Origin of the sequence: Notoacmeibacter ruber (assembly GCF_003668555.1) — a bacterium.
Taxonomy (GTDB): domain Bacteria; phylum Pseudomonadota; class Alphaproteobacteria; order Rhizobiales; family Rhizobiaceae; genus Notoacmeibacter; species Notoacmeibacter ruber.
Window position 1 is genome coordinate 17952 of sequence record NZ_RCWN01000001.1, and the last position, 13964, is coordinate 31915.

General features: G+C 60.7%; 14 protein-coding genes. 5 read left to right on the forward strand and 9 right to left on the reverse strand.

Going from position 1 to position 13964, the window contains the following annotated elements:
* Nucleotides 1–109: 109 nt before the first annotated feature.
* The 5 genes from D8780_RS00100 to D8780_RS00120 all read right to left on the reverse strand — a co-directional run bounded on the left by D8780_RS00100 (nucleotide 110) and on the right by D8780_RS00120 (nucleotide 4950).
* Nucleotides 110–868 carry an iron ABC transporter ATP-binding protein gene (locus D8780_RS00100; RefSeq protein WP_121643809.1) on the reverse strand — a complete coding sequence of 253 codons (759 nt, stop codon included), beginning with the start codon at nucleotides 866–868 and terminating at the stop codon, nucleotides 110–112.
* Complete coding sequence (locus D8780_RS00105; protein ID WP_425373637.1) at nucleotides 865–1839, reverse strand: iron chelate uptake ABC transporter family permease subunit; 975 nt, start codon at nucleotides 1837–1839, stop codon at nucleotides 865–867. The genes D8780_RS00100 and D8780_RS00105 overlap by 4 nt, the downstream gene beginning before the upstream one ends.
* A gap of 1 nt (nucleotide 1840) precedes the next feature.
* Nucleotides 1841–2824, reverse strand: coding sequence for an ABC transporter permease (locus D8780_RS00110; protein ID WP_121643810.1), 984 nt, complete (start codon nucleotides 2822–2824; stop codon nucleotides 1841–1843).
* Nucleotides 2825–2848: 24 nt separating this feature from the next.
* Nucleotides 2849–3787, reverse strand: coding sequence for a siderophore ABC transporter substrate-binding protein (locus D8780_RS00115; RefSeq protein WP_121643811.1), 939 nt, complete (start codon nucleotides 3785–3787; stop codon nucleotides 2849–2851).
* 164 nt (nucleotides 3788–3951) lie between these two features.
* Nucleotides 3952–4950, reverse strand: coding sequence for a helix-turn-helix transcriptional regulator (locus D8780_RS00120; RefSeq protein WP_121643812.1), 999 nt, complete (start codon nucleotides 4948–4950; stop codon nucleotides 3952–3954).
* Between the two features lie 233 nt (nucleotides 4951–5183).
* Between D8780_RS00120 and D8780_RS00125 the strand changes: the two genes are divergently transcribed.
* Genes D8780_RS00125 through D8780_RS00135 form a run of 3 tightly spaced genes read left to right on the forward strand, consistent with a single transcriptional unit; the run spans nucleotide 5184 to nucleotide 8589 of the window.
* Complete coding sequence (locus D8780_RS00125; protein ID WP_199699533.1) at nucleotides 5184–7295, forward strand: TonB-dependent siderophore receptor; 2112 nt, start codon at nucleotides 5184–5186, stop codon at nucleotides 7293–7295.
* 11 nt (nucleotides 7296–7306) lie between these two features.
* On the forward strand, nucleotides 7307–7594 hold the full coding sequence (locus D8780_RS00130) for a DUF2218 domain-containing protein (protein WP_121643814.1): 288 nt from the start codon (nucleotides 7307–7309) through the stop codon (nucleotides 7592–7594).
* Nucleotides 7552–8589: an alpha/beta hydrolase gene (locus D8780_RS00135; protein WP_121643815.1), complete on the forward strand. Its 1038-nt coding sequence runs from the start codon at nucleotides 7552–7554 to the stop codon at nucleotides 8587–8589. The genes D8780_RS00130 and D8780_RS00135 overlap by 43 nt, the downstream gene beginning before the upstream one ends.
* Before the next feature lie 76 nt (nucleotides 8590–8665).
* Here the strand turns inward: D8780_RS00135 and D8780_RS00140 are convergent, their stop codons facing one another.
* The 4 genes from D8780_RS00140 to D8780_RS00155 form a co-directional block, all read right to left on the reverse strand.
* The gene (locus D8780_RS00140) at nucleotides 8666–8845 is read right to left on the reverse strand and encodes a hypothetical protein (RefSeq protein WP_199699534.1); all 180 of its coding nucleotides are present in this window, start codon (nucleotides 8843–8845) and stop codon (nucleotides 8666–8668) included.
* Between the two features lie 176 nt (nucleotides 8846–9021).
* Nucleotides 9022–9264 (reverse strand): hypothetical protein, encoded by a 243-nt coding sequence (locus D8780_RS15795; protein ID WP_199699535.1) that lies wholly within the window; start codon nucleotides 9262–9264, stop codon nucleotides 9022–9024.
* Nucleotides 9261–10382 carry a Gfo/Idh/MocA family protein gene (locus tag D8780_RS00150; RefSeq protein ID WP_245412202.1) on the reverse strand — a complete coding sequence of 374 codons (1122 nt, stop codon included), beginning with the start codon at nucleotides 10380–10382 and terminating at the stop codon, nucleotides 9261–9263. The genes D8780_RS15795 and D8780_RS00150 overlap by 4 nt, the downstream gene beginning before the upstream one ends.
* A 2-nt stretch (nucleotides 10383–10384) precedes the next feature.
* Nucleotides 10385–11437 (reverse strand): sugar phosphate isomerase/epimerase family protein, encoded by a 1053-nt coding sequence (locus tag D8780_RS00155; RefSeq protein WP_121643816.1) that lies wholly within the window; start codon nucleotides 11435–11437, stop codon nucleotides 10385–10387.
* Between the two features lie 119 nt (nucleotides 11438–11556).
* Between D8780_RS00155 and D8780_RS00160 the strand changes: the two genes are divergently transcribed.
* Together D8780_RS00160 and D8780_RS00165 are read left to right on the forward strand one after the other, a co-directional pair.
* The gene (locus D8780_RS00160) at nucleotides 11557–12564 is read left to right on the forward strand and encodes a LacI family DNA-binding transcriptional regulator (RefSeq protein WP_121643817.1); all 1008 of its coding nucleotides are present in this window, start codon (nucleotides 11557–11559) and stop codon (nucleotides 12562–12564) included.
* Nucleotides 12565–12926: 362 nt separating this feature from the next.
* Complete coding sequence (locus D8780_RS00165) at nucleotides 12927–13901, forward strand: substrate-binding domain-containing protein (RefSeq protein WP_158598397.1); 975 nt, start codon at nucleotides 12927–12929, stop codon at nucleotides 13899–13901.
* The last annotated feature ends 63 nt before the right edge of the window (nucleotides 13902–13964 follow it).

A 13964-nucleotide genomic window follows, 5' to 3' on the forward strand; every position in this document is an offset into this window, starting at 1 on the left:
TTTCCATTTGTTTGCCGTAACGCAGCCGGCCACAGCCGGCCTTACTTCGGGTCTCACCTGCTGATGAAGCCCACCGACCGTCTCGGTCGCCGAAAGGGTTGCCTCCGAATCACAAATGATACAGGCCCAGCTTGTGGCCCTCGATCTCATGCACCCTTATCGGCGTGTCATAGATCGCCTCAAGCGTCTCTTCGCGCATCAGATCGTCCGCTGTGCCGTCGAGAACGATGCTTCCATCGCGCATGGCGATGATGCGGTCGGCATAAACGGCGGCGAAGTTGATGTCGTGGATGACGATGATGACGGACTTCTTCCATTCGTCGGCGGTTCGTCTGAGACGCTTCATCATCGCCCGTGCGTGCTTCATGTCGAGGCTGTTCAGCGGCTCGTCGAGCAGCACATATTTCGTATCCTGAGCCAGAACCATCGCCACGAAGGCCCGCTGACGCTGGCCGCCCGACAATTCATCGATGAAACGATCCTGCAGTGCGCCGAGACCGAGATAGTCGATGGCGGAGTGGATATGCCGCTTGTCCTCTTCGTTGAGCCGTCCCTGAGAATGCGGAAAGCGTCCGAAGGCGACCAGTTCGCCGACAGTCAGCCGCATGGCGACGTCGTTGTTCTGCCGAAGGATGGCGAGCCGTTTGGCGAGGTCCGCGCTCGGTGTCTTGCGAACGTCCATGCCATCGACCCGGACGCTTCCGGCGCTCATCGGCAAAAGGCGCGCAATGATCGAAAGCAAGGTCGATTTGCCGGCGCCATTCGGGCCGATGATCGCGGTAATGCCGTTTTCCGGCAGTTGCAGGCTGATATCCCGAAGGACGGTGAGTTCGTCGTAGGTTTTGGTGACCCGGTCGAGTTCGATCATCGTGAGACATTTCGGTAGAGGAGAATGATGAAGGCGAGGCCGCCCACGAATTCGATGATGATGCTGAGTGCCGTATCGAACCCGAACAGCCGCTCCAGAATGGTCTGGCCTCCGACCAGCGCGATGATGGCGACAAGGACCGCAGCGGGCAGCGTGTAACGATGCCGGTCCGTGTCGACGGCCTGATAGGCCAGATTGGCCACCAGCAGGCCGAAGAAGGTTACCGGCCCAACGAGGGCCGTCGAAATGGAGACCAGCACCGCGATCATGACGAAGACCCGCATGACGAGGCGCTGGTAATCGATGCCGAGATTGATCGCGACATCGCGCCCCAGGCCGAGCACGTCCAGTTTGGGCAGGAGGCCGATGCTGATGCCGGCGATGAGCACGACCATGGCGGCGGAAACGGCCAGAAGTTGATGGTCGATCGTGTTGAAGCTGGCAAACAGCATGTCCTGCAATGCCACGAATTCGTTGGGGTCCAGAATACGCTGCATCAGATGCGCCAGGCTGCGAAAGAAGATGCCGAAGACGAGCCCTGCCAGTACGACGAGATGCAGGCTGCGGCGCCCGCCAAGAAAGAGCCAGCGGAAAAGCAGAAGCGAAAGCCCGACCATCAGCGTCGCTTCGAGCATGAAGCGCAGCCGGGGATCGACGCCTGAGAGAAGGTGCGACCCCAAAAAGAAAATCATGGCAGTCTGGGTCGCCACATATAACGAATCGAACCCCATCACCGCCGGGGTCAGGATTCGGTTCTGCGTGATCGTCTGAAAGAGCACGGTAGCGATGGCGATTGCCGTGGCGACGATGACGAGCCCCGCCAGTTTCGTTCCGCGGAAGGGCAGGACGAAGTCCCAATGGCCCTTGGCGCCAAGCGTCATGAATAGAATCGCCGCAACGATCGCGATCGCCGCAAGGGATGCGACCACGAAATGAGGTCGTTGCCATGAACCCGGGTTATAGCTCTCGATGCTAGCCAAGGCGGGCTCGCTGGCTCAGAAGCAAATAAAGGAAGACACCGGAACCCAGCACACCGGCAACGGTGCCGACCGGGATCTCGTAGGGAAAACGGATCGTTCTTGCAGCGATGTCGCAGGCGAGCAGGAAGCCCGCGCCGGACAGCGCCACCCAGGGCAGGGCCTTGCGCAGATTGTCGCCGGCAAGAAGGCGGACGATATTGGCGACGATCAGTCCAAGAAAGGGCACCGCCCCCGCCGTAACCACGGATGTGGCCGTGACCAGTGCGACCACGATCAGACCGAGGGTGACAATGTGGTTATAATCGAGACCGAGATTGCGCGTGAAATCCTCGCCGAGTCCGGCGACCGTGAAGCGGTCGGCCGCGATGTAGCATAGGACGGCCAGCGCTCCCGCAATCCACAGGAGCTCATAGCGTCCCCGCAGGACGCTGGAGAAGTCGCCATTCATCCATAGCGCCAGTGATTGCAGGAGATCGTAGCGGTAGGCGAAGAACGTCGTGACGGCGTTGATGACGCCGCCGAACATCAGCCCGAGAAGAGGGACGATCAGACCGCCACTGGAGGGAATGCGGCTGACCAGCCGCAGGAAAAGGAAGCTGGCGGCAAGCGCAAAAAGCGCCGCCACAATCATCCGCGAAAAGATTGCCATATCCGGTGCGAGAAGAGCGGTGACAAGAAGGCCGAGGCTTGCCGCTTCCACGGTCCCGGTGGTGCCCGGCTCGACGAAGCGGTTGCGAAACAGCATCTGCATGATGAGCGCCACAACGCCGATCGAAACGCCGGACAGAAGGAGCGCCAGTGTGCGGGGGATGCGGCTGACGAGGAGCAGTTGGGTCGCTCTGGCGTCGCCATCGCCTCCAAAAAGCGCAGCAACGGACAGATCGGCGACACCGATGAAGAGGCTGATCGCGGCAAGTGTCAGCACGAGGGCAAATGCGAGTGCAAGCGGCCAGACAGGTCGTACCGTCTCTTTCATGGTTTCCGGCCGCCCGCTCGTTGTCTAGCGCTGCTTGGCGTTGAGGGCGGCTCCGACATTCTCGACAATCGTCTGCGCAGCCGAGATCCCGCTATTGGTCAAGTACCAGCGCACGGCATCGGCGTAGACGATGCGATCATTCTGCGCCGCCGACATGGCCGCGACCAGTTCATTGTCCATCAGTTTGCGCGCCGATTGGCCGGCCTGGCCGATGGCAGAATCCCGATCGATCACGAACAGCCAGTCAGGGTTGGTCTTCAGCAGAAACTCAAAGGAGATAGCTTCCCCATGGGTGGCTGCATCGAGATCCTCAACCACAGGGACGAAGCCAAGGTCACGGTAGAGCCAGCCGAAACGGGAGCCGGGCCCGTATGCCGAAAGCTTGCCGCCATTGGCCAGAATGACCAGCGCATTGCCGGCCTCGGCCGCCTTGCGCCTCACATCCGTCACGGAGCGCTCAAGTTCGTCGATCAGCTCGCCGGCCTTCTCTTCCTTGTCGAAGATCCGGCCGAGCAGGGCGGCATTGCGTTCCACCCCTTCCAGATACTCGTCGGCGCCGATGGTGAGGTCGATCGTCGGTGCCAGTTTTGAAAGGGCTTCGTACTGGGGTGCGGACCGGCTTGCGACCACGATCAGGTCGGGCTCGGCTGCATTGACCGCCTCGAAATCCGGCTCGAAAAGCGAGCCGATTTTCAGATAGGATGGCTCGCGATAATGCTTGAGATAATCCGGGACGAAGGCGGTCGGCACGCCCGTTACATCGACGCCGAGAGCGTCGAGCGTATCAAGAACGCCGAGATCGTAGACCAGAACCTTTTCCGGTTTTGCAGGAAGCGTCGTTTGTCCCTGCGCATGGTCGATCACGATTTCGTCGGCTCTGAGCGACGCCGGCAGGGCGAGAAAGCCGAGCATGCAGATAAGAGGCAAAACCAGCTTGCCGGCAAAAAACGCTTTCGATCCCATTGAATGCTCCAAAAAGGTTGGAAGAGGCGACTTCCCATTGGATCGCCGTCGATTGGCGATGGGCTAACAAATAGGATTGAAGTTATCAACTTATTCCTTCGCCTCTCCACGCAGAGGCTTCGCTCGCTGCGGTCACCTCTGAAGAAGGGGTGCAGCGTCGCGTTTTACGACCGGCGAACACCCTTTGGCGTCATGCCGAACTCGCGCTTGAAGGCCGTGGCGAAATTGGCGGCGCTGTTATAGCCGGCCGCATGCGCCGCCTCCGCCACGCTCACACCGTCCCGTTCCAGCATAATCCGCGCCTTTTGCAGGGCGCGGCTTCGCAGATATTCCCTAACCCCGGTTCCGTAGACGGAGTGGAAGAGCCGGCTGAGTGTGCTGACGCTCACGCCGTTTTCGTGGGCGATGTCGTCCAACGACAATTTTTTGTGGTCGTGGGCTTCGATATAGGCTTCGATGAGATCGAGACGCCGGCGGTCGTTTTGTCGGAGCTTTCCTTCGCGGGGTATGCCCTCATGGCGGTTGAAGGCGGCGAACGCTTCGGCGACCAGATCGAGAGCACGGCTCTCCAGATAGAGGTTCCGCAATAGACCTGGCGGGTAAGGCGGATGCAGCATCTGCTCCGCAATCGCGATCATGGTGCTGTCGGCCCGCCAACGGAAATGCGCAAGGTGCCGCTCGCTGAAGCGTCGCAGCGCTTCCTGTTCCTGACGCGAGCCGAACCGGCAGTCGTGCAGCCATTCCGGCGTCAGGGTGACATTGACCTTCCGCACGCGCTCGCTCTTGGATGCGCGGCGCGTGAAATGGTCTGGCCTGGCCCGTGAGACGATAACACCGTGAACAGGCTCGTCTGCTCGCCGGCCGAGATCCAGATCCACATCGCCAAGCGTGGCCTCCACCTGACCTTCCAGAAACAGATAGATCGTCAGTCCCGGCTGTTGCTCCACCATAGTCGTGAAATCGCGCGTCGCGACGGCGTCGGTGGCGTGCACCTTCAAGCCGGTTCGCAACTCGGCCATCGTGAAGGCGCCTTTCAGCGGCGATCGCTGCTGCTTGCGTGCCGTCTCCAGCAGCGCGAAACCCGTGCCGGAAATGCGGGATAGATCGGTGAGATCCTCCACCGAGATATCCGTTCCGCTTCTATCTGCTGATCGGTTCGACAAGCCTCATCCATTCAAAGCGACTGTTGCAGATTCTCCACAATGGCCAGAGCGCAGCATCGTCAAAGGAGTTTGACCGGCGCGCAAAGAAACCGCAGTGGCGCGTTCCCGCTCCCCCTTCTAATAACAGGACATAAGCAGTCAACTTAAAAGGCTGGCTGTCACATTCAGTTTGAGGGATCGTTATGGGGCAACGGAAATCAGTGATCGGATCGGGACGTCATACAGCTATTCTGTTGGCGACCACCGCAATTGGCGGGGTGCTCGCCACGGTCGCTCTGGCGCAGGATGACGCAACGCCGACAGTCTTGACGGAAATCGTGGTCGAAGGCGCCAGCTACGAGACCGAAGGGTCTGAGAGCTATACGACAGACCTTGTCAGCGTCGGGGAAAAAGACGTCCGCTCTGTCCGCGAAATCCCGCAATCGACGACGGTCCTGACGAGGGAGCGTCTGGAAGATGCCGGTTACACCTCTCTCGATACGGCGATGCGTGAAACGCCCGGGATCGTGGTGCTGAACAATGATGATGGCCGGTCCAGCATCTTCTCCCGCGGCTTCGAGTTCGACAATCTTTATTACAATGGTCTGCCCGCGCCCGTTTCCAGCATTTACGGAACCCAGCCCGACATGTCGATCATTGACCATGTCGAGATCCTCAGGGGGCCGGCGGGCCTCTTCGGCGGAACGGGCGAGCCTGCCGGCGCGATCAATATGCGTTTGAAGCAGGCGCAGGATCAGTTCGGAGCAAGTCTGAGCGGCGAATATGGCGCATGGGAGCATGCGCGCGGTGAGATGGACGTAACGGGGCCGCTCAATCGGTCAGGGACGATAAGAGGCCGCTTTGTTGGCACGCTGCAGAATGCCGATGGCTGGGTGGATGAGGTCGAAAACGATGTCGGCGTCGCTTACGGCACGTTGCAGGCCGATTTGACGCCCGACACAACGGCGACGCTTTCGATCAGCCATTTGGAGCGCGATATCACGCCCTTCAACGGATTGCCGACTTACGAGGACGGCTCGCTGATCGATCTGGATCGCTCCACCTTTACCGGCGCTTCCTGGAACGGATTCGACAATTCGGTCACCGACTACATCGCGGAGCTGGAGCATCGCTTCGACGATGGCGGTCACGCCAAGATCTCCGGTCGCTATCAGGCGACCGATGTCGACTTCCTCTATTCCTATGCGGCCGGCTATGCGGCTCCCAACGGCGATATCATTTCGAGGGGCGCAGATACCAATGACTCGGCTTGGCTGGCGCGCGATTATGAGGCCGACGCTCTGTCGCTCGACGCGCATGTCAGCAAGCCGTTCTATGTCGGTGGTCTGGAGCAGAACGTTCTTCTGGGCGTCGACTATCAGAATCAGGAGATGACGACCCTCCAGGGCCGCGGATCGATTGCGGTATCGCAAAATATCTACGACTGGACGACCGATATCAGCAGGCCGGATGTCGACTATACGAGCCAGGTTGAGACGGACCCGGAACAATTCGGTGTTTATGGCCAGTTGCGGGTGAAGCCGTTCGACCAGCTTACGCTGATCGGCGGTGGCCGTTTTACATGGTACGAGGCGACGTCCCGCGACCTGCTGACAGGCACCGAAACGGACAGCGTGAGCGAGAATGGCTATTTCGTGCCTTACGCGGGCGTCGTCTTCGATCTGACGGATTGGGTTTCGGCTTATGCGAGCTACACCTCGATCTTTCAGCCGCAGGCGGATACCGATGCCTCCGGGGCGGTTCTCGACCCGCGTGAAGGCGAGCAATACGAAGTGGGCTTCAAGGCCGAACTCTTCGACAGCGGCATGAATGCTTCGATCGCCTATTTCAATCTCAGCGATACCAACCGCGCCGTGGCGGACATCGACAATCCCGGTTTCAACATCGCGCAAGGCGAGGTGGAGGTGCAGGGGCTGGAGATCGAAGCGACAGGTTCGCCATTGATGGGCCTCGAGGTCGCCGCCGGATACACCTTCACGGACACCGAGTTCGCGCAGGTCTCGGGCGAGCGGTTTCAGATCTATACGCCGGAGCACATGTTCCACCTTTGGGCGACGTACGATTTCGACGAGCGCCACGGCTGGCTCGACGGATTTTCCATCGGCGGCGGCGTCAAGGCGTTCAGTTCCGTGACTGTCGAGCAGAGCGGATATTCCATCGATGCGCCTGGCTACACGGTCGTCGATCTGACGGCGGGCTATGAGTTCAACGAACACGTCGAGGCCACGCTGATCGTCAACAATCTGTTCGATGAGAAGTATTATTCGCGGGTCGGCAGCAACTCGGTCTTCAATTTCTATGGCGAACCGCTGAACGCGAAATTCAAGCTGACCGCGAGTTTCTGAGGGGAGAGGACATGCCGAGCACCACTGCCAATGTCAGCACGCCCAAGGCCTCGCGCTACATGCAACAGCTTTGCAAGCATTTCGCTCACAAGGTGCCTGTGACCTTTGATACCGAAACGGCCTCTGTAAACTTCCCTTTCGGCGACTGCCGCATGTGGGCGGACGAAACGTCGCTTCGTATCGAGTGCTCTTCGGCCGACAATCCCGCATTGCAGCGAACACGGGCTGTCGTTCAGGAGCATTTCGAGCGCTTCGCATGGCGCGAGGAGCCCGCCTTCAACTGGTCGCCGGCATGTTGAGCGTCTGGTGGGTGAAATGGCGTAAGGGATTGGGGGCGGGCGTCGCGGCGCTCGCCTTTCTCGCTTTGGGCCACGCATCGGCAGCACAGGATCAGGTCACCATCGCAGGCAGCACCACCCTCTCCATCGGCTCGACGGAGACAGGCCGCGCGATGCGGCTCTTTATCTGGACGCCCGAGGGAGCACCCCCGCAAGGCGGTTATCCGGTGCTCTATGCCTTCGACGGCGAAACGAGTTTCGGCATGCTGACCGATTTGGCTCGCGACTTGAATGCCGCTGGCCAGCGTGCGGGGTTCGATCCGGTCATGATCGTGGCGATGGCCTATCCCGAGAGTGATCGCTCGGTGGAGAGCCGGGTCTACGACATGACACCCGCGGCCGATCATTACGACATGCCGACCCGTCCGAACGGCAAGCCTTGGCCACCGCTTGGCGGGGGCGATGCATTCCTTGCCATGATCGAAAAGGAGATCAAGCCGGCAATCGAGAGCCGTTTCCCGGTGGACCCCGCACGACAGACCCTGTTCGGCCATTCCCTCGGCGGGTTGATGGTGCTGCATCGAATGGTGACGAAGCCGGAGGCCTTTGTCTGCTACTATGCCAGCAGCCCATCGCTCTGGTTCAACGGCAGAAGCATGATCCGCGATGTCGAACGATTTCTGGCGGAACGACCCTCCGAGGCGAAGCCTCTGACGCTGCAACTGTCCGTCGGGACGGCCGAGCAGACGTTGACCGATTGGGACCGTCTCGCCACGAACGACCCGAGCCGCCGAAAAGCCTGGCTCGAAGGCAATGCGATGCTGAGTAATGCGCGGGATCTCGCGGCAAGGATCGGCAACCGTACAACCGGGAGCATGCGTTTCGATTATCGCGAATGGGCGGGCCGTGATCATTTATCGGCGAGGGCGGCGGCAAGCGCCGCGGCGATCCGAATGGCAATTGAATGTGAGGCTGGGCCGGTGAAGCCGCCCCAACCCAAGGAGGACGCCGAATGAGCCGTCCTCCGATGCGCCTCGACACAGGCGCTGTAAAGCTGACCGGAAGAGCGACTTCCGGTCAGGCCCTTTTGGCTTACTGGCCGCCCCAGGCTTCGGGGTAGCTTTCCATCTCGTCGCAGCCGCACATCGCATAGTGCAGCGGCGGCATGGCAGGATTGACGTATTCGTCCAGATTGTCCTGCGTGATGGCCGGCTGCGGGAGGACCCATTCCGGACCCGGACCCGGACCCGGACCCGCTTCACCCTCGATCACGTGAGCCGCCGCGATTCGGCCATGGCCCGATGCGCCTCAGCTCCGTACTCGATTTCGCTTTGCGTCGGCCCTTCACCGGTAAAATGCGCCATCGGCGCGTGATAGGGACCGCCTACCGTTTCCGGCCCCAGCGCCTCTGCGCAATCCTGTATCCAGGAAAGATGCTCCAGCCCGCGCTACCTGATGGCGGGATCGCGGGACAGCGGGTTGCAGTCTTCGGAAGGGATAATCGAGGTTTGCGCTCGCCCGAGGCCAAACGCAGCCAGACGCTCGCCGAGCCACGCATAATGCTCCGGCTCGCCATGCATCACTGGCACCTCGACGTGATCGTAGCCGATCTCCGCGATGCGCTCGAGATGCGGAAGCGCCGCTTCGTCAATATGCCCGCCGATGCAAAGAAGGTTGATGCCGAGTTTCATGGCGTCACCCATTCGCCATTGGCATCGGACGATCGGACACAGGCCGCGACGAAGCGCATGCCGTCGAGCCCTTCCTGGATGCCGGGAAGTGCCGTGGCGGCTTGCCCGGATCTCAAAGCCTCGGCCACCTCGACATACAGATTGGCGAAGGCTTCCAGATAGCCTTCGGGATGGCCGCCCGGAATGCGCGAGACGGCATTGGCGGCCTCGCCCGCCCCCGCGCCGTTCCGCGTGATGCGCCGGGTCGCCTCGCCATGCGGCGTGAACCACAATTCGTTCGGCTTTTCCTGATGCCAGACGAGGCCGCCTTTGCTTCCGAATAGGCGGAGGGTCAGGCCGTTTTCCTGGCCCGGCGCGATCTGACTGCAGATCAGCGTGCCGCGAACGCCTTCCTCATAGCGAAGCATGATATGTGCGTTATCATCGAGGAGCCGGCCTTCGACGAAGCGGTGGACGTCCGCCGAGAGGCTTTCGACCTTCAGGCCACTGACGAAGCAGGCGAGATGGTGCGCATGTGTGCCGATATCGCCAAGCGCGCCGCCGGCGCCCGCGCGCTCAGGGTCGGTCCGCCATTCCGCCTGCTTGGACCCTTCCTTTTCGACCGGGTCGGTCAGCCAGTCCTGCAGGTATTCGACGTGAATCAGCCGCAAGGTGCCAAGGTCGCCCTTCGTGACCAGTTCGCGGGCCTGCCGGATCATCGGATAGCCGGAATAATTATGCGTCAGGATGAAGCGCGCCGTGCTCTGCCGCGCGATGTCGGCGAGGCTCTCGGCTTCCTCCCGCGTTGCGGTCATCGGCTTGTCGCAGATCACGTGAATGCCGCGTGACAGAAAGGCTTTTGCCGCAGTCGCGTGAAGATGGTTCGGCGTGACGATCGATACGGCTTCGATGCCATCGTCGCGCGCGGCCTCCGCCTCGGCCATATTTTCGAAACTGTCATAGCTGCGGGACGGATCGAGGCCGAGAGCTTCGGCGCTGCGCCGCGCCCGCTCGGGATCGGACGACAGGGCACCGGCAACAAGGACGAAGCGGCCGTCCAGCCGCGCCGCCATGCGGTGCACGTCGCCGATGAACGCCCCTTCGCCACCGCCCACCATGCCCAGCCTGATCCGTTCCATGATCAAATCCCCAGCATCTTGCGGTTGGTCGCCTCATCGGCCTCGCCGCCGGCGAAATCATCGAAAGCCTTTTCGGTGACGCGGATGATGTGATCGCGGACGAAAGCCGCGCCTTCACGCGCGCCGTTTTCGGGATGCTTCAGCGCGCACTCCCATTCCACCCCAGCCCATCCGTCAAAGCCATGCGTGGTCAGCTTTGAAAAGACTGCGCCGAAATCCACCTGGCCATCGCCCGGATTGAGGAAGCGCCCGGCCCGGTTCACCCAAGACTGATATCCGCCATAGACACCTTGCTTCGGCGACGGATTGAACTCGGCATCCTTGACATGGAACATGCCGATCCGCTCGGCATAGACGTCTATGTTTCCGAGATAATCGAGGCATTGGAGCACGTAGTGCGACGGGTCGTACAGCATCTTGGCGCGCTCATGGCCGCCGACACGCTCCAGAAACATCTCGAAAGTGATGCCGTCATGCAGGTCTTCGCCTGGATGGATCTCGTAGCAAAGATCGATCCCCCTTTCCGCCGCGTGATCCAGAATCGGGCGCCATCGCCGCGCCAGTTCGTCGAAGGCGGTCTCGACAAGGCCCGCCGGGCGCTGCGGCCAGGGATAGAGAAACGGCCAGGCCAAGGCGCCCGAAAAAGTGCTGAGCGCCGACAAACCCATATTGTGGGACGCATCGAGCGCCATGCGGAGCTGCGAGACGGCCCATGCCTGCCGGGCTTGCGGATCGCCACGGACGCCGCTTGCTGCAAAACCATCGAAGGCGATGTCATAAGCCGGGTGGACCGCGACGAGTTGTCCCTGGAGATGGGCGCAGAGTTCGGTGACGACGACGCCGTTCTCACCCGCAACCCCGGCAATCTCGTCGCAATAATCCTTGGAAGACGCCGCCTTTCCGAGGTCGAACAGACGCCCTTCCCACGACGGTAGTTGAACGCCCTCATAGCCACAATCGGCAGCCCAGCGCGTAATATTGTGCCAGTCGTTGAATGGTGCTTCGTCGCTCGCAAACTGGGCGAGAAAGAGCGCAGGGCCCTTGATCGTCTTCATATGTCCTCCACGGCGGCGCGGTCTCCTCCCAGCGCCTCGTAATCGATTACATTTTATTCTCCTCTTGAACGCAAGTGAAATGTAATCGATTACGAGGCCGTTGTTTCGTGGAGCATTGCATGAACAAGAGAGCGCGTATTGCCGATGTTGCGGCGCTGGCGGGTGTTTCGACGGCCACCGTCAGCCGTACGCTCTCGGCTCCCGAAAAAGTGGGCGAAAGCACCCGCAAGAAGGTACTGGATGCCGTAAAGGAAACCGGCTACCGGATCAATGGTGCTGCCCGCGACCTGCGACAGAAGCGTGCCCGCTCGATCCTTATTCTTGCGCCGAATCTCGCCAACACCTTTTTCAGCCGAATATTCGCCGCCATTCAGGATGAGGCGGCTGCTGCAGGGCTGACGGTTCAGATATCCGATAGCCGCATCGGGCGCGATAAGCTGGCGACGCTCGGTCATGACGGACGGGCGGACGGCATCATGCTGCTGGACGCCAGCCTGGATCCCGCCCTGGTCAATGGCTGGCGCCTGCCGGTCGCCCAACTGTGCGAATGGAACGATCTTTATCAGGCACCTGGTATCGTTATCGACAATCCGGCAGCGGTGCATCTCGCCGTCGCTCATTTGGCGGGTCTGAAACACACGCATCTTGGCCATGTCGAAGGGCCGCCGGACAATGTCCTCGCGATCTCCCGCCGCGAGGCCTTTCATGCCGCATCGGCAGAACGGTCCATCCGGACAAGCATATTGAAGGGTGATTTCACGATGCGGTCGGGCGCGGATGCGGCGCGTCGGTGGGCGGAACTTGAGGACCGGCCGAGTGGGGTCTTCTGCGCCTCCGACGAATGCGCCCTCGGCTTCATCTCCGAATGCATCCGCCTCGGTTTCGACGTGCCTTCGGATGTGAGTGTCGTGGGTTTCGACGATATCGAATTTGCAGACCGCTTCATTCCCGCGCTCACGACCATTCGTCAGCCTCGGGAGGCTATCGGCCGGGAGGGCGCCGAACTTCTCATCGGGATGTTGAGAAATGACAACCCTCAGCAGGGATCGCTCCGCAAGATCGATGCCGATCTGGTGGTTCGTGCTTCGAGCGGACCGGCGCCGACGGCCCGACCGGATTTTGTCTGAACAAGATTCCGGCTCGCCTCATGCTCACCAGGCCGTTGTGACGCCACCCAAAAGCAATCCGATAGCAACCCGGCAATCCATCGGCACGCGCTGTATGTGCCTCCGACAGAACGAACGACTGCTCCGAATATGTGACGGGCTGTTGACAACGAGATAAACGGGAATAATATCATCCATGTGATTTCTACCGTTTATGGGCTCGCAGGGAACTTTGGAGGCGGGCTGGCTAAAGCGATCGGAAGCGCAACGAGAGCGGTCTGGCGGCAATGCCGGGTCGTCATGGCGGCAATGCAATCGGCTTCGGCCGATCGTCGCCTGCATTGTTATCAGGCCGCGGGAGGCGCGGCTCACGGGAGGTACTCATGAAGAGACTGATTCGATCTTTTGCCATGGCCGCATGCGTGGCAGCTGCCGCCATCGGGCCGGCGCAGGCACAAAGCAGTGAAGACACGCCGGAACTGAAAAGCGAGTATCGCTTCGTGATGATTCCGATTCTTGCCCAGGCCTGGTTCGATATCGTTCACAATGCGGCCGCATCGTCTGCCGAAAAGCTCTCCAAGCAGCTCGGCACCAACATCACGATCGACTACCAGGCACCGGCTCAGGCCGATCTTGGCGAGCAGAATACTCTGCTCGAAAGAGCGATCGCCACCAACCCGGACGGCATCGCGATCGATGCGATCGACGTCAATGCCAGCATGCCGATCATCAAGGAAGCGCAGGACCGCGGCATTCCGATCGTCCTTTTCGTGTCGACCGCGCCGCAGGGCTCGCAGCTCACCTACATTTCCAACGATTTCTACGATCAGGGTCGCATTCTCGGCGAAGAACTGCTGAAGCGGATCGACAATAAGGGCAAGGTCGCCATCATGCATGGCGTGCCGACCAACTCCGCCCATGCGGACCGGTACAAGGCTCTGACGGATCTTTTCGAAAAGAACGCCGACATCGAAGTCGTCGACACTGCCTACGATATGGATGATGTCCAGAAGGCGCAGACGGAAGCGTCTCGTATTCTCGCCGCCAACCCCGATCTCGACGCGATCGCTGTCGTCGATGCGGCAGGCCCGGTCGGTGTTGGACTTGCGCTCCGTGAGGCCGACCGTGTCGGCGAAGTGGCCTATGTCGGAATCGATGATGTTCCGCAGTTGCAGCAGCTGATGCGTGAAGGCGTCCTCGATCTTTCGATCGCGACGCGGCCGCGCATGATCGGTGAATGGTCCACGATTACGCTGCTTCTGCAGAATCTTGGCATCGATACGCCAAGCTGGATCGATACGGGCATCGGCTACATGACGCCGGACATGGTCGCTGAAGGCAATATCGACGGCTTCTGAGCCGACGGTCCCAGCGACCGGGAGAGTGCTTGGGGCAGGCACTCTCCCGTTCACCTCAAGCAA

What these genes read in the sequence shown, in the direction of transcription:
- D8780_RS15795 (WP_199699535.1), bottom strand. Translation starts at nt 9,264, where the DNA reads ATGAAACTCGGCATCAACCTTCTTTGCATCGGCGGGCATATTGACGAA.
- D8780_RS00130 (WP_121643814.1), top strand. Translation starts at nt 7,307, where the DNA reads ATGCCGAGCACCACTGCCAATGTCAGCACGCCCAAGGCCTCGCGCTAC.
- D8780_RS00115 (WP_121643811.1), bottom strand. Translation starts at nt 3,787, where the DNA reads ATGGGATCGAAAGCGTTTTTTGCCGGCAAGCTGGTTTTGCCTCTTATC.
- D8780_RS00165 (WP_158598397.1), top strand. Translation starts at nt 12,927, where the DNA reads ATGAAGAGACTGATTCGATCTTTTGCCATGGCCGCATGCGTGGCAGCT.
- D8780_RS00150 (WP_245412202.1), bottom strand. Translation starts at nt 10,382, where the DNA reads ATGGAACGGATCAGGCTGGGCATGGTGGGCGGTGGCGAAGGGGCGTTC.
- D8780_RS00100 (WP_121643809.1), bottom strand. Translation starts at nt 868, where the DNA reads ATGATCGAACTCGACCGGGTCACCAAAACCTACGACGAACTCACCGTC.
- D8780_RS00155 (WP_121643816.1), bottom strand. Translation starts at nt 11,437, where the DNA reads ATGAAGACGATCAAGGGCCCTGCGCTCTTTCTCGCCCAGTTTGCGAGC.
- D8780_RS00160 (WP_121643817.1), top strand. Translation starts at nt 11,557, where the DNA reads ATGAACAAGAGAGCGCGTATTGCCGATGTTGCGGCGCTGGCGGGTGTT.
- D8780_RS00135 (WP_121643815.1), top strand. Translation starts at nt 7,552, where the DNA reads ATGGCGCGAGGAGCCCGCCTTCAACTGGTCGCCGGCATGTTGAGCGTC.
- D8780_RS00110 (WP_121643810.1), bottom strand. Translation starts at nt 2,824, where the DNA reads ATGAAAGAGACGGTACGACCTGTCTGGCCGCTTGCACTCGCATTTGCC.